Raw genomic sequence first — 26385 nt, 5'->3', positions numbered from 1 at the left:
CCAGGGGAGGGTAAGAGGCGCGCTCTGCGGCGCCAACTACCTCCCCAATTCCGTCGCCCGCGCCACGCGGTCGAACCGCTCCAGCGTCATGATCGCATCCGCGAACTTCTCCGCACGCGCGTTCAGCACGGGGCGGGCGAGTGTCAGGAATTTCTGCTGCATCGCCTGCGTATCCGGGAACGAGGTCGGCTCCCCGGACGGATCGGCATAGAGCCGCTCGTGCACGCCATCGTCCGTCGTGATGCTGACGCGGGCGCCGAAGGGATGGGTACGGCCGATCTCGAGGCGATCGTCCTGCACCACGTCGAACTTGTCGGCGAGCGCGTCGATGGCGGCGTCGCCGAGCCGGTTGTAATCGTCCCAGCCGAATGAACCCTGGTCGAGTGCGAGCGCGCCGGTGAAGAACATCGAGAACTGGCCGCCGACGATCGAGCGCGGATGCCGCTTGGTGGCGGCGTCGCCGGTCAGCGTGATGCCGTTGCGGTGCAGGCCGATCTCTACGCGCTTGACCTGCTCCGGCGTCAGATTGTGCTCGCGCCGCATGGCGATCAGCGCGTCGATCGCGGCATGGGTGTAGCGGCAGCTCGGATACGGCTTCACGCCGATCTTCATGGTTTCATAGGTCTTGCCGAGCTCAGCCACCGCCTTGTCCGGATGCGCATCGTCGGTATAACCGGCGAGCAGGCCGTGCTTGCCTTCGACCGACGCGGTCGCACCGACGAAATCGTTGCGCGCCAGCGTCGCGGCGATCACCCCGTTCATCGCGGCGGCGCCGACCTGGTAGCGCTTGTTCCAGGCGCCGTTGACCAGAAATTGCAGCGAGCCCGCGGCCTGGCTGCCGGAGACGCCGAACGCGGCAATCAGCTGCTTTTCGCTCAGGCCGAATAGCTTGCCCGCCGCCGCGGCTGCGCCATAGGTGCCGGCCGTCGCCGTCGGGTGGAAGCCGCGCGCGTAATGCGAGGTCGGATCGAGCGCATTGCCGAGCCGGCAGCAGACCTCGTAGCCAGCAACGATCGCCGTGAGCACGTCGCGCCCGGAGGCGCCGACCATCTCGCCGACGGCGAAGGCGGCCGGCACCACCGGTGCGCTCGGATGCAGCGAGGAATCGGCATGGGTGTCGTCGAAATCGAGGGAGTGGCCGAGCGCGCCGTTGAGCAGCGCCGCGACCGCCGGCGTCCAGGTCTTGGCATCACCGAACACGGTGGACTCGCCCTTGGTGTCGAGCGCCAGCGCCTCCAGCATCTTCAGCATCGACGGGGTCGATTCCGCCTCGCGCCGCGCCCTGATGGCGCTGCCGAGGAAGTCCAGCGTCAGTACCTTGGCGCGCTCCAGCACCTCCGCCGGAATATCCTGGTACTTGAGATTGAAGACATAGGCGGCGAGCGTTGCGGTTTCGTGAGCCATCGTGTTTCCTCGATTTGGCGCGCAAGTTAGGCGGGCTGATTTGGCCTTTCAAGCGGCCTTGCGTCGGCGGGGATCAGCCATGCTTTTGCTTAGGCGAAAAGGATCGGGATATTCCGCATGACGCGCGCAAGGCAGCTGTTGGACCGGGTCCGGGCGCGGCGGACGCAATTGGGGCTGGCGATCCGGGTCACGGTCGCCGCGACCGCGGCCTATGCGATCGCGACCGCGCTGCATCTGCTGCTGCCGCTCTGGGCCGTGCTGACCTCGCTGATCGTGACCCAGATGAGCGTCGGCCGCTCGCTGAAGGCGACGCGCGACTACATGCTCGGCACCATCGGCGGAGCCCTCTATGGCGGCGCCATCGCCATCCTGATTCCCTATTCCAGCGAGGCGGGCCTGCTCGGCCTGCTGGTCCTCTCCGTCGCTCCGCTCGCCTTCATCGCCGCGATCAATCCGAGCCTCAGCGCCGCCACGGTCACCGCCGTGATCGTGCTCCTGGTTCCGACCCTGCATCATGCCGATCCGCTGACCTCGGCGATCGATCGGGTCAGCGAGGTCGGTGTCGGTGCCGTCACGGGATTGCTGGTCTCCTTCCTGGTGCTGCCCTCGCGCGCGGTGCGGCAGATCCGCGCCAGCGCGGCGGTTCTGCTCGAATTGATCGCCGATGCCCTCGCCGAGCTGCTGGCAGGCCTCACGCGCGGCCGCGACAACGACGCGCTGCACCGGATCCAGGACGGCATCGGCACCGCGATGGTCAATCTGAATGCGATCGGCTCCGAAGCCGAGCGTGAGCGGGCGGCGCGCTTGTCGAGCGGTCCGGACACCGGCCCGTTGCTGCGAACGATCCTGCGGCTGCGCCATGACGTCGTGATGATCGGCCGCGCCACGGTGGTGCCGCTGCCGGTGGAAGTGCAATTGCGGCTGGCAGCGCCCCTGTCGGAAGTGTCGACCGTGATCGCCCGCTTCCTCCGCTCGGCCGCTGGCGCCTTGCGCGAGGGCGCCGGCGCGCCGCCGATCCATCCCGTCCATGTCGCGCTCCAGCACTATGCCGAGGCGGTCGCGTCCGTCCGTCAGGATGGCCTGATCCGCGGCCACGCGAGCGACACCGCCGAGCGCTTCTTCGCGCTCGGCTTCTCCCTGGAGCAGATGCACCAGAATCTCGGCGATCTCGACCGCGTCGTCGGCGAATGGTCGGAGGCCTCGACAGATAAAACCGCACGCGTTGCGGAGTGAGTTCGGCCGCGTCGTCGTCAACGTCGGCTTTCGACAGTAATGCGCGTGTGCGAAGCGCGGCGGTGATCGGCGGTCTGCGGCTCTGAGTCGCTCCACGCACGAGGTTCCATCGGGTCATGTTGCTGACGCATTCTCTGTTTTAATCGGCGAGAAGCTAAACACGACGTGAGACCACTCCGGTTCTCACAACGGTTCCGTAGCCAGGGGTTGGCTCGAATCCGCAAAACGATCGGCAAGTTCATGAACGCTGCTGCGTTCGCTTGACCACGTTTGCGGTTCTGGAACCGGACAATCTAAAAAATCACAGGACTCATGATGCTCTTCCGCTCGAGCGTCGCAGTTTGCGGCGCCCTGGTTACGCTTGCCTTCTCTGTTGCCGTTGCTCGAAGTGAAACGCGTGGGGATCACTCAAGTGCCGTCGTCGATGCCGCCTCCGGCGATGCGATTGTTGGCGCGGCGTCCACCTATAATCCGTTCAAGCCCGGCAAGGAGGAGGGCGGTCCGCAGACGGCTTCCGGCGAGCGTTATGATCCCGCTGCCTGGACGGCTGCCATCAAGACGAGCCTGCGCCGGAAATTCGGTGGGGTCGGATTTGGCGCGAGGCCGAAATATGCTCTCGTCGAGGCCGTGGGCAAGAAGGTCATCGTCAAGATAAACGATGTGGGACCACTAAGACCTGGCCGCATCATCGACCTCAATGAGCGGACGATGCGCCATTTCGATCCGAGCATGGACCTCGGTGTCATTCCTGACGTGAAAGTCAGTCCGCTCGCTGGCGACAATTGGACTGCAGGGCCGGTGGGCTGAACACGGCGTGTTCGTTCAATGTCGGCCCGCACAGTTCATCGGGCCGTCTCCACGATGCGTCCCATCATGTTGCGGACCACGAGCTTGTGGAAGGGCATGATCAGCGCAAGATAGGTCCGGCCGAGCAAATTGTGCGTGCGCACCAGCGTGGTCGAGGTCACATGGCGGCGCGCGGCATTGCCTGAAACGTCGACCACGATGCGGAAATCGAGGTGCGAATCATCGAAGCCCGCGACCAGCTGCTCCGGCGTCTCGCTCAGCACCGGAAACAGGCCGATCATGCCGCCCGGCGCCGGGGCGCCTTCGCCCGATGTCTTCAGCCCGAACGGCCTCACCAGAATGTTGCGCAGGCGCAGCAGTGCGTCGATCCAGCGCGGCCCGTGCAGCACCATCCTGGTGCAGGCTTCGCGGGCATTCACCGCCGCGGCGCCGATGTCCACGCAAAACGCGTCGATGAACTGCGCGCCGGCGAGCAGCGCATCGGCATCGACTTCAGGCGCGACTTCGCGGACCGTCCCGATCATCCCGCCATTTTGCGCGTCAGCATCCGGAAGCGCAAGATCAGGAGCCCGGCATAGACGAACGTGCCGATCGAGAATCCGATCCAGACGCCGATCGCGCCCAGCCCTGTGTGGAACGCCAGCAACCAGCCGATGGGAAAAGAGACGCCCCAATAGCCGATCGCGGCGAACAGCAGGGTCATCTTGGTGTCGTTGATGCCGCGCAGCGCACCGCCCATGATGGTCTGCAGGCCGTCGGCGATGAAGAAGCTGGCCCCGACCAGCAGCAGCGTTGCCGTCAGCTCGATGGTGGCCGCACTTTCGCTGCCGGCGCCGAAGAACAGCCGGCCGAGCTGATAGCGACCGATCACGATGGCGATCGTCAGCGCGGAGACCAGCGCGAGGCCGAGCACGGCTGCGACGAGCCCTGCGCGCTTCACCGCCGCCGGATCATTGCGGCCGAAGGCGTGGCCGACCCGCACCGTCGCCGCCATGCCGATGCCGAGCGGCACCATGAACAGCACGGCGGTGACCTGGAGCGCGATCTGGTGCGCGGCAATCGCGGTGGTTGAGATCAAGCCCATCAGCAGCGCGGCCGAGGAGAACAGGCCATATTCCAGCAGCAGGGAAAACGAGATCGGCGCGCCGATCGCGATCAGCTGGCGCATCAAGGGCCAGTCGATCCGCCACAGGCGCGCAAGCGGGTGATAGTCTGCGAACGGCTTGCGCAGCCCGGCGATCGCGAGCGCGGCGAGGAAGGTGCCGAGATTGACCAGCGTGGTCGCAAGCCCCGCGCCGAACAGGCCGAGCTCGGGCAGGCCGAACAGGCCGTGGATCAGGGCATAGACCAGCGCGGCATTGACCGGGATCGCCGCCAGTGTGATCCACAGCGGCGCCTGCGGTCGGTTCACCGCGCTCATCATGCTGCGCAGCGCGATGAATCCGAGCGCCGGTGCGATGCCCCAGGCAAGGCCGTTCAGATAGTGCTGCGCCAGCGCGGCCGAGTGCGGCGTTTGACCGAGCGCGAGCAAAATCTGCTCGCCATAGAGCGGCGAGGCCATCATCGGCAGCGAAATCAGCAGCGCGGCCCACAGACCGACGCGCAAGGAGCGCCGAATGCGCCTGACGTCGCCGGCGCCGAACGCCTGCGCCGCCAGCGGCGACACTGCGGACGTCAATCCGAGCCCGAACGTGAAGCTGACGAAATAGACCGTATGTGCCAGCGCCGCCGCGGCCACCGCCTCCTCGCCGAGCCGCCCGATCATCGCAAGATCGGTCGTGATCATCGCGATCTGCCCGAGTTGCGTCAGCATCAGCGGCACGGCGAGGCGCAGCGTCTCGACGAATTCTTCGGCAAGGTGGCTCTGCCGTGCGTCCAGGCGTGCCCGGTACCGCCGTTTGGTATCCAAAAGCTCGGTCATGCCGGGGACATAGCAGCCTCGATCGGCGAAGTAACGGCAAAGAAATGTGAGGGCGGGTGCCGCTGAAAAAAAGGCGGGGCTCAGGCGAAGGAAAGGTCGGGTTGCGCCGTATTCGTCATGTGCGGCGAATCTGGGCCGGTCTCACATTGGGAATTGAGTATGATAACGAGATTTAGACTGACGTTCGCCGCACTGTTCATCGGTTCCGCCATCCTTAGTACCGACGCCGCTGCAGCGGCCGACCTGAGGCTGCCCGCAGCGCCGCCCCCGCAGGCGGCATCGGCAGCCCTGCTGAGCTGGGCGGGGCCCTATGTCGGGATTCAGGCCGGCTATGTTTCCGGCCGTTCCGATATCTCGCTGCCGGCGACGGGTGAATTCCACTTTGTCGATCCGAAGGGCGCAATCGTGGGTGCAACGGCGGGCTTCTCGGCGCAATGGGGCCGGATCGTCGCCGGGCTCGAGGGCGACGTGAACTTCGTCGATGCGCGCGCGACGATCGATACCGGCTTTGCGCCGACCCCCGCGGTCACGCAGCTTCAATCCGCGGTCAATTGGAACAGCCACCTTCGTGGACGGATCGGCTATGCTTTCGACCGAACGCTGCTGTTCGCCGCCGGTGGCCTTGCCGTCGCGGGCGCCGAGAGCAAGGCGTTCGACAATGGGATCGGGGCCGTTGCGAGCTGGAGCGATACACGGATCGGCTGGTCGATCGGAGCGGGCGGGGAATTCCGCTTCGCACCACAGGCCTCGGTCCGGCTCGAATATCTCTATGACAATTACGGCTCGAAGACGCTGGCCGCCCAGACGGTCGGCGCGACGACCTTCGGCGCGCGCGAGTCCCGGCTCGACACGCACACGGTGCGCGCCGGAGTCTATTGGCGCTTTTGATGCTCGGTTGGAGGCGGCTATCGCCTGGTAGGATCGGTTCGCAATTCTCGGCTACGATGTCCGCAGGCCAGAGCAACAGATCGATGTGATGGAAGAGCCATCGGACGAGGCCTTGATGGCGGAGGTTTCGGCGCAGCGGCAGCACGCGTTTCGCGTCCTCATGCGGCGCCATATGCCTCGGGCGCTGCGCGTCGCGGAGCGGATCGTGCGCGACCCGGCCGAGGCCGACGACATCGGCCAGGAGGCGTTCATGCGCGTCTGGACTCACGCAGCCTCTTTCGACCCGCAGGTTGCGAAATTCACGACCTGGCTCTACCGCATCGTCCTCAACCTGACGTTCGACCGCACGCGGCGCCGAACGTTCCAGCCCCTCGAAGACGCCGGCGATGTGCCCGATTCGGGACCGCACGCCGTCGAACGGCTCATCGCCGATGAGGAGCTTCGCCTCCTCAACCGCGCGATGGCCGGCCTGTCGGACCGGCAGCGCGGTGCGATCGCCCTCTTCCACATGGAGGGATTGAGCGGCGAGGAGGCGGCGAACGCGATGAATCTCAGCGCCAAGGCGTTCGAATCGCTGCTGGGCCGCGCCCGCACGGCGCTCAAGGCAAATGTTCAGAAAATACAGCAGACGGGGAGCCACGTATGACGCCCGAACAGTTCAGACAATTGGCCGAGACATGGGGAGGTGACGTCGAGCGCTGGCCCGCGCCGACGCGCGAAGCCGCGCGGCGGATTGCGGCGACTGCGGAAGGCGCTGCGGTCCTGGACCAGCAGTCGCGCCTCGACCGGCTCCTTGCCGTCGCCCCGGAGATCGAGGCTGCGAGAGTGGATCGTTCGAGCTTTCTGGTCCTGCAAAGGCTCGCCGCCATCCCGCAGCAGCATAGGCCGGCATTGCATCAGCGCCTGCTGCGCTGGCCGGCGCTCGTTCCCGCCGCAAGTCTCGCCTGCTCTGTGATGGTGGGTGTGTGGCTGGCGGGAGCGCTGCCCTATGTCCATTCGCCGTCGGACCCCTTGTCCGTCATGAGCGGCGTCTTCGACGTCTATGCAATGGGATTTGGATCGGTGCAATGAAGTTCTGGCGAGAATGGTTCACGCCTTGGCGGGCGCTCATGCTGCTGTCGCTGTGCGTCAACGTCGTCCTGTTCACCTACGTCTCGGTGCAATGGCTAAGGCCCGGCGGCTTCAGGGCCGGTGCGGGCGTGCCGCTGCGCATGATTGAGCGTGTCGCCGAGAGACTTCCGGCGGAAGACGCGGAGATCCTGTGGAGCATTTATCGCGGCAAGGAGGCGGAGCTGGCCCCGCTCCAGGCCGAGTACCGGCTCGCGCTGATGAAGGCGATGAAAACGGCGGCGCAGACGAATCTCGACAAGGCCGAGCTGGACGCAGCCGTGAAGGATGCCCGCGACAAGCGCGTGAAGATTGGCGACATCGTCGTCTCGACCTTCGTCGAGATGCTGGAACGAATTTCAGCGAAAGGACGCCGACAGCTCGTCGGCGGCTATTTTCGCTGAGTCGCGCAAAGTGAACGAGGGATTCGGCCCGTCCAGACGTATCACCTACATCGATGTCTGCGAATTGGTGGAGATGATATGGTGCAACGATTTGACAGGACGGCAAGCGGACCAGTGGTGAGGTTCTCGCATCGGACGGCGGTCTACGTGCGTGCGGGTCTTGCGGCCGCGAGTCTGATCGCACTTCTCGTGCTGTTTCTTTCGCAAGCCTCCGCAGGTGATGCGCGGAGTGAGGCGAAGCAGGCCTGCAAGGCAGACTATTCACGGTTCTGCGCCGGCACCATGCCCGGGAGCGGCCGCATCCGCAAATGCCTCGGCGACAATTACGCGAGCTTGTCCGCGGCCTGCAAACAGGCCTTCGACGCGAATCCGCCAAAATAGAACAGGTTAGCTCCGCTCCGGCACGCGCTTGATCTTCGCACCAAGCGCGTTCAGCCGCTCCTCGATGCGCTCATAGCCGCGCTCGATCTGGTCGGCGTTGTTGATGGTCGAGGTGCCCTCGGCGCAGACGGCGGCCAGCAGCATCGCCATGCCGGCGCGGATATCGGGCGAGGTCATTGTGGCGCCGTGCAGGCGGCTGGGGCCGGCGATGATGGCGCGGTGCGGGTCGCACAGCACGATGCGCGCACCCATCGCGATCAGCTTGTCGACGAAGAACATCCTGGATTCGAACATCTTCTCGAACATCAGGATCACGCCCTCGCATTGCGTGGCCGTGACGATGGCGATCGACATCAGGTCGGCCGGGAAGGCCGGCCAGGGCTGGTCCTCCAGCTTGGGCACATGGCCGCCGAAATCGTCCTGGATCTTCAATGTCTGGTTGGAGGGCACGATGAGGTCGTCGCCCTCGATCCGGCAGACGATGCCGAGCCGCTCGAAGCCCATGCGGATCGAGCGCAGATGCTCGACGCCCGCGCGCGCGATGCGCAAGGGAGAGCGCGTCACGGCGGCAAGCCCGATCAGCGAGCCGACCTCGATGTGGTCGGGCTGGATCCGGTAGGTCGTCCCGCCGAGCGTTGCTTGACCATGGATGATCATGGTGTTGGTGCCGATGCCTTCGATCCTGGCACCGAGCGCGACCAGGAAATTGGCGAGGTCCTGCACATGCGGCTCGGAGGCCGCGTTGCGCAAATAGGTGATGCCGTCGGCGGCGACCGCCGCGACCAGCGCGTTCTCGGTGGCGGTGACGCTCGGCTCGTCCAGGAACACGTCCGCGCCCGCGAGCTTTGGTGCACGGAATTCGAGCCGGTCGGTCGCGGTAACCTTGGCGCCGAGCTGCTCCAGCGCGAGCACATGCGTGTCCAGTCGCCGGCGGCCGATGACGTCGCCGCCCGGCGGCGGCAGCATCACCTCGCCGCAGCGGGCGAGCAGGGGCCCGGCGAGCAGGATCGAGGCGCGAATGCGCACGCACAGCTCGGGGTCGAGGTCGGCGGCGCGGATGCTCTTGGCGTGGATGTGAAGCGTGTTGCGCGCGGACCATTCGGCCGACGCGCCGACCGAGCGGACCAGCTCGACCAGCGTCTCGGTGTCTCGGATCCGCGGCACGTTCTCCAGCACGACCGGATGCTCGGTCAGCAGCGCGGCGGCGATGATCGGTAGCGCCGAATTCTTGTTGCCGGACGGCTCGATCGAGCCCGAGAGCCGGTGACCGCCCTCGACGATGTATTGGATGGGCGCCACGGGGTTCTCGCTGTCCTGTTGAGTGGGAGGGCCTGTTTCGGGCGGAAACTACAGAGATTTGAGCGCGGGAGCAATTGTAGTGGGCGGTGGTTCGTGGCCGGTCCGTGAGCCCAGGCGAGGCTGCTGATCCCTCATGGTGAGGAGCGCGGAACGCGCGTCTCGAACCATGCAGGCCCCTATGTCGCCCGTGGCCATCCATCGAGACGCCCGCTTTCGCGGGCTCGTCAGGATGAGGACGGGAGCTTGTGGCAAGAGGCCTCAAAACAGACCGATGATATTCCCGATCACATAGAGGATCGCGATCAGGATCAGGGCCCCCATCATGACGAAGGAGATTTCGATGGCGATGGCGCCGGTGCCGAGTGTGGCGGCGACGGCGGCGAGGAGCCGTTCCTCCCGAAAGATCAGGGAGAGCACCGAAAGCAGGATGGCGAGCAGGCCGAGCGAGATTGCCGTGACCGACGCGGTTTCACTCCAGCTTCGTCCAGCCGATTTCTCGACCTTCGGGGCCTGATACTCGACGCCCTTCACCTTCGCGACGATGCGGTCCTTGATGCGATGTCCGGTGTCGACGATCACCTTGTCCGCCGGCGGCGGCGGAAACACGATCGGCACGACCCAATGCGGCAGCACCGCCGCCATCAGCGCCAGCACGCCGACAATGCTGCCGATGATGCCGAGACGGCGTGAGGGCGCGGCGGAGCTGGTCGTTGCAGAGGCGGTCATGGCGCGACACTTCCCGGCCGGAACTGGCCTTGCGGGGTCATGCCGTTTCGTCGCGACGGCGCGTGGAGAGGTTCAGAGCCGGATTGGTGCTGCCGTCATGCCAGGGCTTGTCCAGGCTTGTCCCGGGCATCCACGTTCTTTGTTCCGCGGGGGCAAGACGTGGATGCCCGGGACAAGCCCGGCCATGACGCCGCGGAAGCAGCGAGCCCTCAAATATCGATCGTCGCGCTCAGCGAATGTTCCTGAATGAAATCGCGGCGCGGCTCGACGACGTCGCCCATCAGCTTGGTGAAGATGTCGTCGGCCTCGTCGACCTCCTTGACCTTCACCTGGAGCAGCGAGCGTGCCTCGGTGTCGAGCGTCGTTTCCCAGAGCTGCTCCGGGTTCATCTCGCCCAGGCCTTTATAGCGCTGCAGGCTGATGCCCTTGCGACCCGAATCGGTCACGGCCTCGAACAGATCGACCGGGCCGTGGACCACGTGCTCGGAATCCTTGCGCCGTAGCTTGCCGGAGCGGGCGTAAACGTCCTGGAGCTTGGTCGTGTATTCGTCGAGCTTGCGCGCCTCGGCCGAGCCAAGCAGCGCATCGTCGATGACGGCGGCTTCCTTGACGCCGCGCACGGTGCGCTCGAACAGGAAGCCCTGGCCCTCGATGAATTGTCCGACCCAGCCCCGCTCGACCTCCTCGGCCTGGTTGTCCAGCCGGCTCGCGATGTATTGCGCGGCGGCCGCCGCCTTCTCGGGATCGCCGTAGATCTCCTTGTTCAGCACGCCGGTGATGGCGGCCTGCTCGACCACCTTGCGATTATAGCGGCTGTGCAGGTTGCGCAGGACGCTGCGGACTACGCGGGCGTCGTCGACCAGCGCGCGCAGATCGCGCCCGGAGCGGTCGCCGCCGGTGCCGGGGATGTACACGCAATCATCGAGGCCGGCGTCGATGAGATAGTCTTCCAGCGCCCGCTCGTCCTTCAGGTACTGCTCGGACTTGCCGCGTGAGACCTTATAGAGCGGCGGCTGGGCGATATAGAGATAGCCGCCATCGATGATGTCGCGCATCTGCCGGTAGAAGAACGTCAGCAGCAGCGTGCGGATGTGGGCGCCGTCGACGTCGGCGTCCGTCATCACGATGATCTTGTGATAGCGCAGCTTCTCGACCGAGAACTCGTCGCTAATGCCGGTGCCGAGCGCGGTGATCAGCGTGCCGATCTGCTCTGACGACAGCATCTTGTCGGGACGCACGCGCTCGACGTTCAGGATCTTGCCGCGGAGCGGCAAGACGGCCTGGAATTCGCGGTTGCGGCCCTGCTTGGCGCTGCCGCCTGCCGAGTCGCCCTCGACGATGAAGAGCTCGGACTTGGCCGGATCCTTTTCCTGGCAGTCGGCGAGCTTGCCCGGCAGCGAGGAGACCGAGAGCGGGCTCTTGCGCGTCAGTTCGCGCGCTTTTCGCGCAGCTTCACGGGCCGCCGCGGCCTGGATCACCTTGCCGACGATCATCTTGGCTTCGCTCGGGTGCTCCTCGAACCAGGCGGCAAGCGCCTCGTTAAGGACGTTCTCGACCACGGGGCGCACTTCCGAGGACACCAGCTTGTCCTTGGTTTGCGACGAAAACTTCGGATCGGGCACCTTCACCGAGAGAACGGCGGTGAGCCCTTCGCGGCAATCGTCGCCGGTCAGCGCGATCTTTTCCTTCTTGGCATTGGCCTCGGCATAGCCGTTGACCTGGCGCGTCAGCGCGCCGCGGAACCCGGCGAGATGGGTGCCCCCGTCGCGTTGCGGGATGTTGTTGGTGAAGCACAGCACGTTCTCGTGGTAGCTGTCGTTCCACCACAAAGCGGCCTCGACGCCGATGCCGTTGGCTTCCGAGCGCACCATGATCGGCGCCGGCACCAGCGCCTTCTTGTTGCGGTCGAGATATTTGACGAACTCCTCGACGCCGCCGGAATAGAACATCTCCTCGCGCTTCTCGACCGCGTGGCGCATGTCGGAGAGCACGATGTTGACGCCGGAATTGAGGAAGGCGAGCTCGCGTAAGCGATGCTCGAGCGTGGCGAAGTCGTATTCGATGTTCTTGAAGGTCTCGGTCGAGGCCAGGAACGTCACCTCGGTGCCGCGCCGGCCCGGCGCCTCGCCGACCACCTTCAGCGGTGCGACGGCATCGCCGTGAGCGAACTCGATATAGTGCTCCTTGTTGTCACGCCAGATGCGCAAGCCGAGCTTGCTCGACAGCGCGTTGACGACGGAGACGCCGACGCCGTGCAGGCCGCCGGAAACCTTGTAGGAGTTCTGGTCGAACTTACCGCCGGCGTGCAGCTGGGTCATGATGACCTCGGCCGCCGAGATGCCTTCGCCCTTGTGGATGTCGACGGGAATTCCGCGGCCGTCGTCGCGCACGGTGACGGAATTATCCGCGTTGAGGATCACCTCGACGCGCGAGGCATGGCCGGCGAGCGCTTCGTCGATGGCGTTATCGACGACCTCGTAGACCATGTGGTGCAGGCCCGAGCCGTCGTCGGTGTCGCCGATATACATGCCCGGGCGCTTGCGGACGGCATCGAGTCCCTTGAGCACGCGGATCGATTCCGCGCCGTAATCGCTCGCGTTGGAGGGCTCGTTTTCGGCAGCGTGCTGCCGAGCAGGTTCTGTCATGAGAGGCCTTCGAGATGTCGCCCGAATCAGCGGCGCAAAAGGCGCTGATTTGCGGGGCTATTTGTGCCATGAAAGACCGCTTGCGCCTAGCGCAAAGTATCCTCCAGCAACCCTTTGAGCAGATAGGGTTTTTCGGCCGGCTTTCAAGGCGCCGGAGGGCCGATTCTGGGCGCCGCAAAAAGCCCGATTCGAGGGCAGTTTTTTGCCTCGAAAAGCCGTGGATTTTGCGGGGCCAGGAAGAGTGGTTTTGGGGCACCTGAAACTGATTCATCGATCGCCGTCATGCCCGGCCTTGTCCTGGCATCCACGTTCTTGGCGTCGCGGAAGACGTGGATGGCCGGGACAAGCCCGGCCATGACGATACCGCGAATCTGAAAGCGTGCAGCCTCAATACATCTGCAGCGGCAGCACGTCGCCGCTCGGGCCCACCAGAAGGCCCCAGGCCTCGCCGGCGGCAACGGTCAGGGACTCGCTACGCGCAGGGCGGCCGGGCAGGCGCAACGCGTACACGTACTTGCCAGGCGGCAGGTCGAGCATCGGGCCTTTCGGTGATTGCGGGCCGCCGGCGCCGGCTGCGATCTTCACCGACTGCTTGTTGATCGTCAGCGCGGCCTCGTTCGCTGCCATGTTTCCAAGCATGAGCCGCGCTTGTCCCGCCTTCGGCATGATCTCGGCCTTGGTCGCGGCATCGGCATTCTTCTGCGCCAGGCTGACCGTGGTCTCGCCCTTGGCGCGGCCGAGCTTGAGCACGGCGGGACCTTGCGGCGAGGTGAATTCGATCTGCGCGCGTTCCGCTGACAAGGCCACGCCGTCGGTCTTCTCCTGCCAGCCCAGCTTTGCAAGCTCGGCCCGGTAGAAGGCGAGGACCTCGTCGAGCGAAGCGGGGATGCGGGCCTCGAGCTCGCGGCGGAGCGGCGCTTCGCCTCCGGGTATCTTGGTGGTGGCGAGCGATTTCGACGAACGCTGCGTCGGCACCGGCAGCGGGGACTCAGGATCGGGCTTGAGCGGCTCGGCGGATTTGGCCTGAACCTCCACCTCCGCACCGGCCGCAGCCTTGGCCGCTTCGGTCACCAGGCCCGATCCGTCGGCGCGGACATTCACCTTCGGGCCCATCTGCATCACCGTCATCGAGATCGACTTGCCGCCCTTCGAGAACGCCATCACCGCCATGTTCGGCTGGTTGATGACGGAGGGCTGCTCCTTCCAGCCCGAGCTCTTCAGCGCGGTCCGATAGAAGCTGCTGAGCGCCTTCACGCTCGACGCCGAGGAGAATTCCAGCCGGCCGTCGCCGCCTTCGAACTTCACGGCTTCGGCGTTTTCGGGCAGCGGCACCGGCGTCTTGCTGTCAGCGAGCGCGGTGAGCGGGGCGTCCGACAGGGCGGCGGCTTGCGTCTTGCGCCTGATATCATCGGCCGCAATGAGCTGCTGAGCCGTACCCAAGGCATCGCTCAGGAACCGCGCGTCGGCCTCCTTCTTCGCCTTGGCGCGAGCGGCGAGCGCGGATTCCTTCACCTGCGCGGTCAGGCTGACCATGGTGAAATCATACTTGCGGCCGAGCCGCAGCACACCGGTTTCATCAGTGTTGGAAATCTTGATCGCCACCTCGTCGCCGGGCGCGAGCGGCGCGCGGCCGTCCTCCTGCCAGCCGCGCGCGGTGAGCTCGCGCTGATAGAAGGCGCGCACGGCGGGCAGCTCGGCGATCGCGGCGGCCGAGATCTCGCGCTTGTTCGAGCTGGCGCTGCCGAGACCCCGTGCAGATTTGGTCGGCTTCGGCCGCGGCAGGCCGGCCATATCGTCGTCGGCCTCGAGCACCTCCGGCAGCGCGAACGGCGCGACCCGGATCTCGACATTGGTGCGGCCATCGTCGCGGCGCGTCAGGGTCAGCATCACCGGCTTCTGGTAGACGTGCGTCGCGTCGCGATCGGGGTGGTCGTAGAAGGCGCGAACGCCGTTCGGAACGTCCCCGGCAAGATCGGCGTTCGGCCAGCGCGATGCCGTATCGGGGTTCAGCTTGCGCCATCCCATCGCCGCCATGTCCTTGGTAAAGAATGCTGCGGTCGCATCGAGCGCGCCGGGCGCAATGCAGCTGAGATAGGGCCGGGTCTCGTCGAACACGAGATCGATCGCACCTTCCGGAAAGGGCACGTTCGCATAGATCCGGTTCGGCGTGTAGAACACGGCGGACTGGTCGGGTCGCCCGCGCGCCTGTGTGAAGGAAACGCGCAGCCCCTGCCGTCCCTTCTTGAAGGTCAACGCTGTGCTTTTCTCATCCAGCGGATACACATAGGGCACCCAGCCGTCGGCGCTCAGCAGCTTCCTGGTGGCGTCCGACGTGGCGGCAAGCGGGGTCGGCACGGTGTAGATCACGCGATAGGTGTCGGGACGCGAAGTGTCCTCCACCGCGCCGTCGAGCCGCGGCAGCGTATGGACGTCGACGATGCCGTCGTCTGCCGCGCCGGCGGGACGCGAGGGGATCACTATCGCGAGAATGCCGCAGGCAAGCAGCAGCCATCTTGCCGGGACTTGCGCCCCGCGCCGGATCATCGGCATCGTCAAAAAACTCCTGGATGTCGCGCGGGTCGTCATGCCCTTGCGCATTGGCGGGCTGCGGCGCCGTCGGTGCGGCCTCAGACGAGAAGTCGCGCCGGGAACCGGAGAGGTTCAACAGGCTCAGTACAGCTGCAGCGGCGGCCAGGCGTCACCGTCGCGCCCGACCGTGAGCTCCCAGGTGTCGCCGGCGGCGACGGTGAGGATGTTCGTGGTGGCGGGTTGGCCCGGGACGCCCAGCCTGTACGAATATTCGCCCGGCGCGAGGTCCAGCGCGACGGCGTTCGCGCCGGCCGGGCGCGGGATGGTCCGCTCGTTGATGGTGAGGACCGCTTCCTTGTCGCCGATATTGCTGAACACCAGCTTCGCCTGGCCGGGCTCGGGCAGCACGTTCGCCTTTGTCGCCATGTCCGCGTTCTTCTGCACCAGATGAACCGAGGTGCCGGAATCCTTGCGGTCGAGCTTCAGCGCGGCCGGCCCCAGCGGCGAGACGAAGGCGAGCCGGATGTGATCGGCATTGATCACGGCGCCATCATGCTGCTCTTGCCAGCCGAGCTTGCGAAGCTCGGTCCGGTAGAAGGCGAGCACGTCGCTGAGCCCCGCGGGCACGGTGGCCTCCAGCCTGACGCGGAGCGGCGCGTCGACGCCCTGCATCAGCGTGGTGTGGATCCCCCTGTAAGTATAGCGGGTCGGTGCGGGCAGCTTGGCATCGGAATCCAGCGTGAGCGGCGTCGGAAACAGATGCGGCAGCGAGGCACCGGCGCTGGCCGCGAGCATGCACATCGCAAACAGGGCGAAGCCGCACGCAAACAACTGCCATCGTGCCGGAGCTTGCGCCCCATGCCTCACCGCCGTCATGCTCATGCTCCAAAAATATCGCGAAGGATGTCGCGCATGTCGGAGTGCTGCGCGATGGCCGCTTCTTGCGGCCTCAAGCAGCTAGTCGCGATCTGGAACAGGCGGGTTCAATGCGGCGGCCTAGCTGCGGGCCGAGACTCGTCCGCTCTCGACGTCAAACACTTCGCCCCCCGCGCCGATCTCGGCGAAGGCGGCAGGATCCGCACCGGTCAGCCACACCTGCGCGCCGAGCTTCTTCAGCTCATCGAACAGCGCCGCCCGGCGGTTCGGATCGAGATGCGCAACCACCTCGTCGAGCAGCAGCAGCGGCACGATGCCGGTCATCTCGGCGACGAGGCTCGCATGCGCCAGCACGAGGCCGATCAGCAGCGCCTTCTGCTCGCCGGTGGAGGCATCGCGCGCCGGCATGCTCTTGGGCGCGTAGATCACCTGGAGGTCGGTGAGATGCGGGCCGTCGGTGGTGCGGCCGGCGATCGCATCGCGCGGGCGGTTGTCGCGCAGGATCTGGCGGTAGCGGTCCTCGACCGAGGTCGCGGTCTCCTCGAGCAGCGCGTTCTCCATCCAGCCGTCGAGCGCGATTTGAGCGGACGGAAATGCGGATGCCTGCGCGCGCGCGTTGAGCATGCCGGTGAGCCTTGCCGCGGTCTGGCCGCGCGTGGCCGCCACCGCGACGGCGAGCTCGGCCGTCTCGCGCTCGATCGCGTCGCACCAATGGTCGTCGTAATTGCGCGTCTCCAGCAGGCGGTTGCGCGAGCGCAAGGAGCGCTCGAGCGCGTTGATGCGGCTGGAATGCTCGCTGTCGATGGCGAGCACGAGACGGTCGAAGAAGCGCCGCCGTTCGGACGCTGCGCCCATGAACAGCCCGTCCATCGCCGGCGTCAGCCACACCATGCGGATATGATCGCCGAAGGCGCTGGCCGAGCCCACCGGCTCGCGGTCGATGCGGCAGCGCCGGCTCACCGTGGTATCCGCGCGCGGCGCATCGATGCCGGTGCCGAGCGTCGCCAGCCCCAGCGCGCCCTCGACCTGCGCCGACACCGCCCAGGAGCCGTCGCCCTGGTTGTCGGCGACATCCTCCAGCGTCGCCCGGCGCAGGCCGCGGCCCGGCGACAGGAACGAGATCGCCTCGATGCAATTGGTCTTGCCCGCCCCGTTCGGCCCGACCAGCGCCACCAGATCAGCCGCCGTCTCGAGCCCCGCCGCCCGGTAATTGCGAAAATGCGTCAGCGTCAGCCGATGAATGCGGGAGGGGGTCATATCACTCTGTCATTGCCGGGCTTGACCCGGCAATCCATCGCCCGCGTCAGCGGGCTATTTCATCATATAGGTCTTGCCACGCGGGATTGCTTTTCACGATCAGGTCGATCTTCCACTCGCGTGACCAGTGCTTCATGTTCTTTTCGCGCTGAAGGGCAGCGGCGATCGTGTCATGCGCCTCGAAATAGACCAGGGTCTCCACGCCGTAACGCTTGGTGAAGCCGTCCGCCAGGCCTTCGCGATGTTCGTAGACGCGCCTGACCAGATTGTTCGTGACGCCGATGTAGAGTGTTCCACCGGGCTTGCTGGCGAGGATGTACACCCAATAGGTCATCTTGCTTGATGGATGGCCGGGTCAAGCCCGGCCATGACGAGAAGAGAGAAATCGCCTCACACCCGCATCGGCATCAGCACGTACAGCGCGCTCTTGTCGTCGCGGTCCTGCACCAGCGTCGGCGAGCCGGGGTCGGCGAGGCGGAGCGTTGCGACGTCGCCTTCGATCTGGGCGGCGATGTCGAGCAGATAGCGGGAGTTGAAGCCGATATCGAGCGCGTCGGAGGCGTATTCGACCTCGAGCTCTTCGGTCGCGCTGCCGGAATCCGGATTGGTCACCGACAGCACCAGCTTGCCCGCCGACAGCGACAATTTGACCGCGCGGCCGCGCTCGCTCGAAATCGTCGAGACGCGGTCGACCGCGTTCTCGAAATCCTTCTTGTCGACCACGAGCTCCTTGTCGTTGTTCTGCGGAATGACGCGGCCGTAATCGGGGAAGGTGCCGTCGATCAGCTTCGAGGTCAGCACGACGTTGCCGATGGTGAAGCGGATCTTGGCCTGCGACAGCTCGATCGTCATCTCGGCTTCGGTGTCCTCGATCAGGCGCTGCACCTCGCCGACCGTCTTGCGCGGCACGATCACGCCGGGCATGCCCTCGGCCCCCTTGGGCTGCACCAGGTCGAGCTGGGCGAGGCGGTGGCCGTCGGTGGCGACACCGCGCAGGGTGGCGGCCTTCGCCGTGCCGGCGGCATGCAGATAGATGCCGTTGAGGTAATAGCGCGTCTCCTCGGTCGAGATCGCGAACTGGGTGCGGTCGATCAGCCGCTTGACGTCCTTGGCGGCGAGCGAGAACGAATGCGACATGTCGCCGGCGGCCAGATCCGGGAAATCGTTCTCCGGCAGCGTCTGCAGCGTGAAGCGCGAGCGGCCGGCGCGGATCGCGAGCACGGCGCGGTCGCCGTCGGCCTCCAGCACGATCTGCGAGCCGTCCGGCAGCTTGCGCACGATGTCGTAGAACATGTGCGCCGGCACGGTGGTGGAGCCCGCGGTCGCGGTTTCCGCCGGCAGCGTCTCGGTCACTTCGAGGTCGAGGTCGGTCGCCTTCAGCGACAATTTCGCGTTCTCGGCGCGCACCAGCACGTTGCCGAGGATCGGGATCGTGTTGCGGCGCTCGACCACGCGGTGGACATGGCCCAGCGACTTCAGCAATTGTGCGCGTTCGACCGTAACCTTCATTGCACTACTCGCCCGATCCCTTAGGAAAACACAGCGTTGAGAAGGCCGGGCGGCGGGACGCGCGCCACGGCACCGAAGACCCCGGCAAGGCCGGATCATTCCTGCCGATATGACCAAAGCCGTCTGGGTCGCGCAAGGTGGCGCGGATGGACCGCAGATTCAAGGGATTGGGGCCAGTTCCCCACGATTTACCGCCTCAAAACGAAGACGCCGCCCAGGCAAGCCGGGGCGGCGGGAGCAGGGCGGGAGCCCTAGGCCTTTATTCCTGAAGCTGGCGCTTCAGCGATTCCACTTCCTCCGACAGCGCGGTGTCCTTGGAGACCAGCGCCTCGATCTTGCGCACCGCGTGCAGCACCGTGGTGTGGTCGCGCCCGCCGAAGCGGCGGCCGATCTCGGGCAGCGAGCGCAGCGTCAGCGTCTTGGCGAGATACATCGCCACCTGGCGCGGGCGCACCACGTTGGCGGTGCGGCGCGAGGACAAGAGGTCGGAGCGGCTGACATTATACTGCCGCGCCACCACGCGCTGGATGTCCTCGATCTTGATCCGCTTCGGCTCCTGCGGCCGCACCAGGTCGCGCACCTCGTGCTCGGCCATCTCCAGCGTCACCGGCCGGTTGTTGAGCTTGGAATGCGCCAGCAGCCGGTTGATCGCGCCTTCGAGGTCGCGGCCGTTATGGGTGATGGTGCGCGCCAGATAATGCAGCACCTCCTCGGGCACCTCGAACGTGGCGTGATGGGCGCGGGCCGCCGCGACGCGCGACTTCAGGATGCCGTGGCGCAGCTCCTCGCCGAGCGATCCCATCTCGACCACGAGCCCGCCGGCGAGCCGCGAGCGCACGCGATCGTCGAGGCTTTCCAGATCCGATGGCGGACGGTCGGCCGCGATCACGACTTGGCGGCCGGCGTCGATCAGCGCGTTCAGCGTGTGGCAGAACTCGGCCTGCGTCGACTTGCCCTGCAGGAACTGGAGGTCGTCGATGACAAGCACGTCGATGCCGCGCAGCGCTTCCTTGAAGGCCAGCGCCGTCTGCGTCTTCAGCGCAGCGACGAAGCCATACATGAATTTTTCGGCCGTGAGATACAGCACCTTGCGCTCGTTGCCGGAATTGCCGGCCCAGGTCACGGCCTGCAAGAGATGCGTCTTGCCGAGGCCGACGCCGGCATGGATGTAGAGCGGGTTGAACATCACGGGGTCGCCACGACGCCCTTCGGCGACTTGGCGCGCGGCCGCATGGGCCAGCGTGTTGGAGCGGCCGACGACGAAGCTCGCAAAGGTCAGGCGCGGATCGAGCGGCGAGCCGCCGAGCGCGTCGTGATTGGCCGAGACCGGCGCGGTCGCCGTCGAGCGCAATTCCGGCGTCGGCGCGCGGCGCGCCTCGACCGGCGCGGGCGCTTCCTTCGGCTGCGCCGAGGGGCGCACGGCGGACCGCACCGTGAGGTCGATGCGATGCACTTCCGGCATCTCGGCCTGCCAGCACGACAGCACGCGCTCGGCATAATGGGCCTGGATCCAGCTCTTCAGGAACCGCGTCGGCACCGAGAGCCGCACGCTCTCGTCCTGCACGCCTTCCAGATCCATGCGTGCAAACCAGCTCGTGTAGACGTCCTCGCCAACGCTCGAGCGCAGCCGACCCTTCACGCGTGACCAGCGATCCTGTTCCATTGTCATCGTCAGAAAACTTCTCTTGAGAGATATAGTTGCGTTGTGAGCGCCATGCAGGGTTCTTGCCACGGACCCTGAACTGGCGCGACCTCGAGCGAGTCCATCGTCGGGCATGGCTCGACCGTTCGGCGCGAACGCCGCGGGTCAGATCAGCGATGTCAGAGATGGAGGGGTCGCGAGGTCAGCGCGTACTCGGCGCTCCGTCACACGCGGGAGGCTGGAGATCCGACGGGGCTGAAACGGCATCGTTGGAAAAGGAAACGTGCTGAAATACCGCGTTGAGTCCGTAAGACATGATACCTCCCCGTCCTGCCGTGATCACTCACGGCAAGGTCCTGCGTGTCCTGAAGACAACCGCGCCGTACTCCTGTCGCGGATGTCTGCCCAAATGTACTAGTCGTCCGCTCGACTTCGCCACCTTGTGTGCCGGGATAGCTTCGCGATGTCTCTCTTGTACGCCTTGGCGCGACGGGATGGATAAGATCCCGCTTGGAGACATTCAGACAAAAAACTACCCTTCCCACATTGCTGTGGGTTCGACCGACAATCACTTGTTGAAGCGTCGCCTACGTGCACATCGCCGCCGATTTGCACGCTCGCCCCGTTTCCGATACCGCGCTGGTCTCAAGATCGTGGGCGCCGCTGACGACCTAAGGAATACACTAAGCGGAAAGACTCGCAACGAATTGATTCACACTTGAGCCAGCAAAAAAACTTGACGTCAGTTAACGCCGCACGTGGGTTGTGCACAGGCTCGGAGCAAGTTTTTGGATTCGTGCACAGAATCGAAAATGCCGGACCTCATGTGACAATTCTCCGCCACCGCCGATTTTTTTTACAAATTTGTCACGCGTTCGACGCGCGGGCCGAATTTTCCAAATGCTTGCGGTCGCTATGTCGATAAGTGATTAGCGAGACATCGTTTTTTGAGTCTCGTTTCACAGGGTAACTCCATCGTCACACGCTTTCCTGTGAATCTACGGTGTGCAGAACTCTCGTCCACCACCGATTCAATTCGCGCCCGCCTCACAGGGGTTTTTTGCAACGCAGTGAAGTTTCCGCTGTGGCAAAACATCGGCAGGTAGAATTACGGAATGAAGACTGACGCAGACGATGTAAATCGTCCAAGCGACACATGAGCCTCGCGTGACAGCTTGCGTGAATATGACAGCCAACAAAAAAGCCCGGCGCGAGGCCGGGCTTTTTGACGCGCTGACCGGATCGACCGATCAGGCGATGTCGCCAAGATGACTTAGCAGATTTACTTCGCGAGCTTGGCGATCTGCGCGGTGAGGCGCGAGACTTTGCGGCTGGCGTTGTTCTTGTGAATGATGTTGCGCTGGGCGGCGCGCATCAAGGCGGGCTCGGCCGTCGCGAGCGCCTTCACGGCAGCGGCGCGGTCGCCGCTCTCGATGGCTTCCTCGACGTTGCGCACGGCGCCACGCATCTGGGTGCGGCGCGACTTGTTGACGGCGGTGCGGCGGGCGATCTTGCGCGTCGCTTTCTTGGCGGAAGTGGTATTGGCCATGGTCTCAATGTCCTTTGCGGGTACCGGTCGCGTCTTGGTCGGGTAGCGCCGGCTTGCTTGACCGCGGAATCGACGCTCGGATTTAGGGTGTTCGGTTGCTGGGCCGTTCCCGGAACATGAGCGACCGCCTTGCGGCTGTCTCTGAGGCTCCAAGGTGTCTTCAAGCTCGGATGAGTCCTGAAGCCCAGGGTGCCTGCAACTGCTCAAAGAACAGCGGCGGCGGGATTGCGCCCACCGCCAGTTGGCGCCCTTATAGAGAGGGTCTTTCGCACCGTCAACGCTTTCGGGCGCCGGAAACGCGCCTTTGGCGGCCTGGATGAGTGCCGTAACGCCCTGAAGAGGTTGAATTTCTGCCGTCGCCCGGCTATTGGCTGGCATCGTTCCGAAAAGGTCGTCTGCTCGGACGGCCATCGTAGGTGAGGCATGATCCGCGGCTTTTTCCGACTGATAGGGCTGTTGCTGCTCGCCGGCGGGTTCATCTTCATGGTCTATGACGGCGCCCGCTGGGTGGCCGACCAGACCCTCAAATTCACCCGTTTCGGCCAGTTCTGGAACGACATCAATCAGGCCAGCCAATCGGCCTTCCGCACCTGGGTCGAGGCCAAGGCGCCCTGGCTCTGGACCTCGGTGATCCGCCTGGTGCTGGAGCAGCCGGTCTTCGCCGTCCTCGGCATTCTCGGCATCCTCCTGATGATCCTGTTCCGCCCGCGCAAGCCCTTGATCGGCTATTCCCGGGATTGAGCTTTCAACTCTTCCGCGACCAAAGCACGATCCGGAAAAGTGCAATCGGTATCGGCGTGAGAGGGTATCGCCGCAAACGAGGTGTCGCCTACCCTCCCCTGGAGGGGGAGGGTCGGCACGTGATGGAGCGAAGCGAGATCGCGTGACGGGGTGGGGTGATCTCTTCACTCGGGCACTGTCCGTCGCGGAGAGACCGTCACCCCACCCCGCTCGCGCTGCGCGCGATCGACCCACGGGCGAGCTACGCTCGTCCCGGACCCCTCCAGGGGAGGGTAAGACACTCAACGCTTTATTAACCATAACCGGTGCATCACTGGAGCTGTCTCGTTTCGAGGATGGGTCCGGTGCCGGTTGCACGCGCGTTTCGATGGTCGAACTTGGCGTCCTTGGCAGCGTCCGCCGCGCTCGCTTTGGGCGGCTGCATGCAGACCGCAACTCCCGTCGCGATGGTGCAGCCTCGTCCCGATCTCGATGCCATGGCCTATGGCCAGCCCTATAATGCGCCGCGGCCGGTCGTCGTCGCCAACAACGGCGGTGGCGCAATCGCAGCGCTCAGTAATTCCTTTGCCGCTTCGCCCGCACCGATGCCGGTCGGCTACGCCGCGCCGATGGCGGTGCCGGTGCGCAATGGCGCCTCCTACCATCTGGACGCCGGCGACAAGCTTCGCGTCGTGGTCTACGGCCAGGAAGGTCTCACCAACAGCTATGCGATCGACGCCGGTGGCTCCATCACCATGCCGCTGATCGGCGCGGTGCCCGCCCGCGGCCGCACCACGGCAGGGCTGGCCGGCGAGATCGCCGCACGCCTGCGCAACGGCTACATCCGCGAGCCTTCGGTGGCGGTCGAGATCGAGACCTATCGTCCGTTCTTCATCCTCGGCGAGGTCCTCGCGCCCGGCCAATATCCCTACGTGCCGAATATGACGGTCGAGAGCGCGGTCGCCATCGCCGGCGGCTTCTCCCCGCGCGCCAAGCGCGACATGGTCACCGTCACGCACACCGAGAACGGCGGCGCCATGCGCGCCGTGGTGCCGCTCGGCACGCCGCTCGCGCCCGGCGACACCGTGTTCGTCGGCGAGCGCTGGTTCTAGGGCTCAAGCCCGACTCTCTCCTTCGTCATTCCGGGGCGCGACGAAGTCGCGAGCCCGGAATCCATTCATCCACGAACGCTGACGCACGATGGATTCCGGGCTCGCGCTGCGCGCGCCCCGGAATGACAGTGGAAAGAGCCGCGCGCTACTTCGTCAAATGCTTCGCGAAAAAATCCATGCTGCGCGGCCAGGCGATGTCGGCGCTGGCCTTGTCGTAGCTGGCGCGCTCGTCGCAATGGAAACCATGCTGGGCGCCTGGATAGATGAAGACCTCCACATCCGGCCGCTTCGATTTGATGGTCTCGACGTCGGCGAGCGGAATGCCGGCATCCTTCTCGCCGAAATGCAGCTGGGTCGGCACCTTCGGCGTCTCGTCGGCGAAGCGAACGACGGCGCCGCCGTAATAGCCGATCGCGGCCTTCAGGCCGGTCAGTCGCGTCGCCGCGACGAAGGCGATGCTGCCGCCCAAGCAAAAGCCGATGATGCCGACGGGCCCGACGCTCTTCACCGCATCGATCGCAGCCTGCGTGTCGCGCAGCATCGCGGCCCAGTCCGGGTTGGCCACGAACTTGCGCGCCTCCGCGATCTCGTCGGGCGAATAGCCCGACTGGAAGTTCGGCGCCGTCCGGTCGAAGATCGACGGCGCGATCGCGACATAGCCTTCCCCGGCGAGGCGGTCGCAGACCGAGCGGATGTGGTGATTGACCCCAAAGATCTCCTGGATCACCACCACCGCGCCCTTCGGCGTGCCGGCGGGATCGGCGCGATAGGCGCCGAGCTGGAAATTGTCCGAGGCCGTCAGCTTGATGTCCTGTCCCACGCGGGTTGTCCTTCTTGGTTGGTATTGATCCGAGGTCGCGTTCGTTCCACGCGCTAATCATGGCCGGGACAAGCCCGGCCATGACGATCCGGAATATCGGCGCTCAACACTACTCCCACATCCAGTTCTCGCCGTAATCCTCCTTCCATCCGGCCAGCCGGCCGTGGCGGAATTGCAGGAACAGGCGATGGCGATACGGGATCAGGCCGCTGCCGCCGATGTTGCGCAAGGCGAGATAGATCTCGTGGCCGGGACGTCCCCGCACATATTGCAGCTGCTGCCCGAGGGCGCGCGCGGTCTGTTCGGCATCCATGCCGAAGGCGAGCGGAATGTTGTTCGACAAGGTCGTGACGAAAGGCTGGCGCTGCGGCACGGCGCCGAACGGCTCGGCCTGCGCGGAGATCGACAGCAGTATCGTGCCCGCAGCCAGCATCATCAGCTTCATCGCCTGTGTCCTTGCTCGATCGCCCTATGCCGGCAAGTTCTTCAGGAAAGGCACGACCGCGTCAACAAAAGCCTCGGGCTGATCGATGTTGACGGCGTGTCCGGCCGCGGGGATCACGACCTTTTGTGCGCCGGGAATCTTCGCCGCCATGTAGTCGGAGGCAGCAAGGAACGGGGTGTCGTCGGCGCCGACAACGATCAGGCTGGGCACCTTGATCTCAGGCAACAGCTCCATCACGCGCGCATCGCGCTGGGTCAGCATGCCGCGCGCGGCGAGCGCAAGCCCGCTGGCGTTGCGATGGCTCGCGGTGGCGCGCTCGCGCGTCGCCGCTTTCAAGACCTCGAGGCCTTCGCGGTCGAGCCGGTCGGCGGTGGCAAGCGCCCGCGCGTTCCAGGCTTCGCGCGCATCGTCCTTCCTGAAGCCGGGGCCGGTGTCGATGATCAGCAGCGCGCGGGCCCGCTCCGGATGTGCGCGGTAGAACGCCAGCGACATGTAGCCGCCGAGCGAAAGCCCGCCGATGATGGCGCGCTTCGCGCCGACCGCATCGAGGATCGCCGCCATGTCACCGACCGTGAGGTCTTCGCTATAAGCACTCGCATCGTCAGGGTAATCGGACTGGCCGTGGCCGCGCATGTCCCACAGGATCAGCGTGTGGTCCTTCGCCAGCGCGTCGATTTGCCCATGCCACATCGCCGACGTTGAGGAATAGCCGTGCGTGAGCAGCAGCGGCGGCCCGTTGCCATGAACCTCGTAGTAGATGTTGACGCCGTCGCGATTGATCTCCGGCATTGCTTCCCGCCCTTTCTTTTTCCTCGCCACGACACCGCTGCACCCTCTCCCCTTGCGGGAGAGGGTGACTTCGCTGAAAGCGAAGCCGGGTGAGGGGTCTCTATCCGCGCATGACTCTCTCAATGCGAGTGCGCGGATACAACCCCTCATCCGGCGCTTCGCGCCACCTTCTCCCACAAGGGGAGAAGGAAGAAAGCTGTCCAGACCGGATAGATGGGTAACACAGTAGACCGGATGGATGGGTAACAGTTCTCTATCGGCTGGGAGGATCAGCCGATGCCTTGGCGAGAGAGCTGTGCGATGGACCAGCGGATTAGCTTCA

At 65.4% G+C, this 26385-nt stretch carries 25 protein-coding genes; 9 read left to right on the top strand and 16 right to left on the bottom strand.

From position 1 onward, the window contains the following. Positions 1-36 precede the first annotated feature (36 nt). Positions 37-1404 carry an MmgE/PrpD family protein gene (locus tag I6F17_RS34435; protein ID WP_225131872.1) on the bottom strand — a complete coding sequence of 456 codons (1368 nt, stop codon included), beginning with the start codon at positions 1402-1404 and terminating at the stop codon, positions 37-39. 117 nt (positions 1405-1521) lie between these two features. On the opposite strand from I6F17_RS34435, the gene I6F17_RS34430 reads away from it, so the two are divergent. Both I6F17_RS34430 and I6F17_RS34425 read left to right on the top strand, forming a co-directional pair. Then, positions 1522-2637 carry an FUSC family protein gene (locus I6F17_RS34430; RefSeq protein ID WP_225131873.1) on the top strand — a complete coding sequence of 372 codons (1116 nt, stop codon included), beginning with the start codon at positions 1522-1524 and terminating at the stop codon, positions 2635-2637. Between the two features lie 312 nt (positions 2638-2949). Beyond that, positions 2950-3444, top strand: coding sequence for a septal ring lytic transglycosylase RlpA family protein (locus I6F17_RS34425; protein WP_225131874.1), 495 nt, complete (start codon positions 2950-2952; stop codon positions 3442-3444). Positions 3445-3479: 35 nt separating this feature from the next. Here I6F17_RS34425 and I6F17_RS34420 read toward each other — a convergent pair whose 3' ends face one another. After that, positions 3480-3968, bottom strand: a complete 489-nt coding sequence (locus tag I6F17_RS34420; RefSeq protein WP_225131875.1) for a DUF2867 domain-containing protein — start codon at positions 3966-3968, stop codon at positions 3480-3482. Next, entirely contained in the window at positions 3965-5365 is a 1401-nt protein-coding gene (locus I6F17_RS34415) for an MATE family efflux transporter (protein ID WP_225131876.1), read from the bottom strand. Before I6F17_RS34415 ends, I6F17_RS34420 begins: the two co-directional genes overlap by 4 nt. Before the next feature lie 159 nt (positions 5366-5524). Between I6F17_RS34415 and I6F17_RS34410 the strand changes: the two genes are divergently transcribed. The 5 genes from I6F17_RS34410 (at position 5525) to I6F17_RS34390 (ending at position 8145) form a co-directional block, all read left to right on the top strand. Further along, entirely contained in the window at positions 5525-6253 is a 729-nt protein-coding gene (locus tag I6F17_RS34410) for an outer membrane beta-barrel protein (RefSeq protein ID WP_225131877.1), read from the top strand. A gap of 43 nt (positions 6254-6296) precedes the next feature. After that, positions 6297-6899 (top strand): RNA polymerase sigma factor, encoded by a 603-nt coding sequence (locus tag I6F17_RS34405; RefSeq protein WP_276325982.1) that lies wholly within the window; start codon positions 6297-6299, stop codon positions 6897-6899. After that, the gene (locus tag I6F17_RS34400; RefSeq protein ID WP_225131879.1) at positions 6896-7324 is read left to right on the top strand and encodes a hypothetical protein; all 429 of its coding nucleotides are present in this window, start codon (positions 6896-6898) and stop codon (positions 7322-7324) included. The genes I6F17_RS34405 and I6F17_RS34400 overlap by 4 nt, the downstream gene beginning before the upstream one ends. Then, entirely contained in the window at positions 7321-7764 is a 444-nt protein-coding gene (locus I6F17_RS34395) for a periplasmic heavy metal sensor (RefSeq protein WP_225131880.1), read from the top strand. The genes I6F17_RS34400 and I6F17_RS34395 overlap by 4 nt, the downstream gene beginning before the upstream one ends. A gap of 78 nt (positions 7765-7842) precedes the next feature. After that, positions 7843-8145 (top strand): hypothetical protein, encoded by a 303-nt coding sequence (locus I6F17_RS34390; RefSeq protein ID WP_036038675.1) that lies wholly within the window; start codon positions 7843-7845, stop codon positions 8143-8145. A gap of 6 nt (positions 8146-8151) precedes the next feature. Here I6F17_RS34390 and murA read toward each other — a convergent pair whose 3' ends face one another. The 10 genes from murA to rpsT all read right to left on the bottom strand — a co-directional run bounded on the left by murA (position 8152) and on the right by rpsT (position 22177). Next, positions 8152-9444 (bottom strand): UDP-N-acetylglucosamine 1-carboxyvinyltransferase, encoded by a 1293-nt coding sequence (murA, locus tag I6F17_RS34385; protein WP_036024088.1) that lies wholly within the window; start codon positions 9442-9444, stop codon positions 8152-8154. Between the two features lie 258 nt (positions 9445-9702). Continuing rightward, a complete protein-coding gene (locus I6F17_RS34380) occupies positions 9703-10170 on the bottom strand; it encodes a hypothetical protein (RefSeq protein WP_225131881.1) in 468 nt (155 codons plus the stop codon). 209 nt (positions 10171-10379) lie between these two features. Next, positions 10380-12815 carry a DNA topoisomerase (ATP-hydrolyzing) subunit B gene (gene gyrB, locus I6F17_RS34375; protein ID WP_036002622.1) on the bottom strand — a complete coding sequence of 812 codons (2436 nt, stop codon included), beginning with the start codon at positions 12813-12815 and terminating at the stop codon, positions 10380-10382. Positions 12816-13202: 387 nt separating this feature from the next. After that, on the bottom strand, positions 13203-15365 hold the full coding sequence (locus I6F17_RS34370) for a hypothetical protein (protein WP_225131882.1): 2163 nt from the start codon (positions 15363-15365) through the stop codon (positions 13203-13205). Positions 15366-15485: 120 nt separating this feature from the next. Then, entirely contained in the window at positions 15486-16220 is a 735-nt protein-coding gene (locus I6F17_RS34365) for a hypothetical protein (protein ID WP_225131883.1), read from the bottom strand. Between the two features lie 120 nt (positions 16221-16340). Then, positions 16341-17477, bottom strand: a complete 1137-nt coding sequence (recF, locus tag I6F17_RS34360; protein ID WP_036002616.1) for a DNA replication/repair protein RecF — start codon at positions 17475-17477, stop codon at positions 16341-16343. Positions 17478-17523: 46 nt separating this feature from the next. Then, positions 17524-17811: a GIY-YIG nuclease family protein gene (locus tag I6F17_RS34355; RefSeq protein ID WP_225131884.1), complete on the bottom strand. Its 288-nt coding sequence runs from the start codon at positions 17809-17811 to the stop codon at positions 17524-17526. Between the two features lie 56 nt (positions 17812-17867). Continuing rightward, complete coding sequence (gene dnaN / locus I6F17_RS34350; protein WP_172787964.1) at positions 17868-18986, bottom strand: DNA polymerase III subunit beta; 1119 nt, start codon at positions 18984-18986, stop codon at positions 17868-17870. A 259-nt stretch (positions 18987-19245) separates the two neighbouring features. Then, complete coding sequence (dnaA, locus tag I6F17_RS34345) at positions 19246-20655, bottom strand: chromosomal replication initiator protein DnaA (RefSeq protein WP_036002610.1); 1410 nt, start codon at positions 20653-20655, stop codon at positions 19246-19248. A gap of 1255 nt (positions 20656-21910) precedes the next feature. Then, positions 21911-22177 (bottom strand): 30S ribosomal protein S20, encoded by a 267-nt coding sequence (rpsT, locus tag I6F17_RS34340; RefSeq protein ID WP_036002606.1) that lies wholly within the window; start codon positions 22175-22177, stop codon positions 21911-21913. A gap of 423 nt (positions 22178-22600) precedes the next feature. Between rpsT and I6F17_RS34335 the strand changes: the two genes are divergently transcribed. Both I6F17_RS34335 and I6F17_RS34330 read left to right on the top strand, forming a co-directional pair. After that, positions 22601-22918, top strand: coding sequence for a hypothetical protein (locus tag I6F17_RS34335; RefSeq protein ID WP_025033220.1), 318 nt, complete (start codon positions 22601-22603; stop codon positions 22916-22918). Positions 22919-23262: 344 nt separating this feature from the next. Further along, positions 23263-24009 carry a polysaccharide biosynthesis/export family protein gene (locus I6F17_RS34330; RefSeq protein ID WP_225131885.1) on the top strand — a complete coding sequence of 249 codons (747 nt, stop codon included), beginning with the start codon at positions 23263-23265 and terminating at the stop codon, positions 24007-24009. Between the two features lie 145 nt (positions 24010-24154). Here I6F17_RS34330 and I6F17_RS34325 read toward each other — a convergent pair whose 3' ends face one another. The 3 genes from I6F17_RS34325 to I6F17_RS34315 form a co-directional block, all read right to left on the bottom strand. After that, the gene (locus I6F17_RS34325) at positions 24155-24829 is read right to left on the bottom strand and encodes a dienelactone hydrolase family protein (RefSeq protein WP_225131886.1); all 675 of its coding nucleotides are present in this window, start codon (positions 24827-24829) and stop codon (positions 24155-24157) included. A gap of 109 nt (positions 24830-24938) precedes the next feature. Beyond that, entirely contained in the window at positions 24939-25274 is a 336-nt protein-coding gene (locus I6F17_RS34320; RefSeq protein ID WP_225131887.1) for a hypothetical protein, read from the bottom strand. A gap of 24 nt (positions 25275-25298) precedes the next feature. Then, positions 25299-26063, bottom strand: coding sequence for an alpha/beta fold hydrolase (locus tag I6F17_RS34315; RefSeq protein WP_225131888.1), 765 nt, complete (start codon positions 26061-26063; stop codon positions 25299-25301). Positions 26064-26385 lie beyond the last annotated feature (322 nt).

The organism is Bradyrhizobium sp. NBAIM18, from assembly GCF_020193825.1.
Classification (GTDB): domain Bacteria; phylum Pseudomonadota; class Alphaproteobacteria; order Rhizobiales; family Xanthobacteraceae; genus Bradyrhizobium; species Bradyrhizobium yuanmingense.
This window is presented reverse-complemented; position numbering and strand designations above follow the sequence as displayed.

Bases quoted from the DNA above. Each gene is read 5' to 3' on its own strand.
- I6F17_RS34430 (WP_225131873.1), top strand. From the start codon at position 1,522: ATGACGCGCGCAAGGCAGCTGTTGGACCGGGTCCGGGCGCGGCGGACG.
- I6F17_RS34415 (WP_225131876.1), bottom strand. From the start codon at position 5,365: ATGACCGAGCTTTTGGATACCAAACGGCGGTACCGGGCACGCCTGGAC.
- I6F17_RS34425 (WP_225131874.1), top strand. From the start codon at position 2,950: ATGATGCTCTTCCGCTCGAGCGTCGCAGTTTGCGGCGCCCTGGTTACG.
- I6F17_RS34315 (WP_225131888.1), bottom strand. From the start codon at position 26,063: ATGCCGGAGATCAATCGCGACGGCGTCAACATCTACTACGAGGTTCAT.
- recF (WP_036002616.1), bottom strand. From the start codon at position 17,477: ATGACCCCCTCCCGCATTCATCGGCTGACGCTGACGCATTTTCGCAAT.
- I6F17_RS34320 (WP_225131887.1), bottom strand. From the start codon at position 25,274: ATGAAGCTGATGATGCTGGCTGCGGGCACGATACTGCTGTCGATCTCC.
- I6F17_RS34410 (WP_225131877.1), top strand. From the start codon at position 5,525: ATGATAACGAGATTTAGACTGACGTTCGCCGCACTGTTCATCGGTTCC.
- I6F17_RS34390 (WP_036038675.1), top strand. From the start codon at position 7,843: ATGGTGCAACGATTTGACAGGACGGCAAGCGGACCAGTGGTGAGGTTC.
- dnaN (WP_172787964.1), bottom strand. From the start codon at position 18,986: ATGAAGGTTACGGTCGAACGCGCACAATTGCTGAAGTCGCTGGGCCAT.
- gyrB (WP_036002622.1), bottom strand. From the start codon at position 12,815: ATGACAGAACCTGCTCGGCAGCACGCTGCCGAAAACGAGCCCTCCAAC.
- I6F17_RS34395 (WP_225131880.1), top strand. From the start codon at position 7,321: ATGAAGTTCTGGCGAGAATGGTTCACGCCTTGGCGGGCGCTCATGCTG.
- I6F17_RS34365 (WP_225131883.1), bottom strand. From the start codon at position 16,220: ATGACGGCGGTGAGGCATGGGGCGCAAGCTCCGGCACGATGGCAGTTG.
- I6F17_RS34420 (WP_225131875.1), bottom strand. From the start codon at position 3,968: ATGATCGGGACGGTCCGCGAAGTCGCGCCTGAAGTCGATGCCGATGCG.
- I6F17_RS34380 (WP_225131881.1), bottom strand. From the start codon at position 10,170: ATGACCGCCTCTGCAACGACCAGCTCCGCCGCGCCCTCACGCCGTCTC.
- I6F17_RS34335 (WP_025033220.1), top strand. From the start codon at position 22,601: ATGATCCGCGGCTTTTTCCGACTGATAGGGCTGTTGCTGCTCGCCGGC.
- rpsT (WP_036002606.1), bottom strand. From the start codon at position 22,177: ATGGCCAATACCACTTCCGCCAAGAAAGCGACGCGCAAGATCGCCCGC.
- dnaA (WP_036002610.1), bottom strand. From the start codon at position 20,655: ATGACAATGGAACAGGATCGCTGGTCACGCGTGAAGGGTCGGCTGCGC.
- I6F17_RS34355 (WP_225131884.1), bottom strand. From the start codon at position 17,811: ATGACCTATTGGGTGTACATCCTCGCCAGCAAGCCCGGTGGAACACTC.
- I6F17_RS34400 (WP_225131879.1), top strand. From the start codon at position 6,896: ATGACGCCCGAACAGTTCAGACAATTGGCCGAGACATGGGGAGGTGAC.
- I6F17_RS34435 (WP_225131872.1), bottom strand. From the start codon at position 1,404: ATGGCTCACGAAACCGCAACGCTCGCCGCCTATGTCTTCAATCTCAAG.
- I6F17_RS34370 (WP_225131882.1), bottom strand. From the start codon at position 15,365: ATGCCGATGATCCGGCGCGGGGCGCAAGTCCCGGCAAGATGGCTGCTG.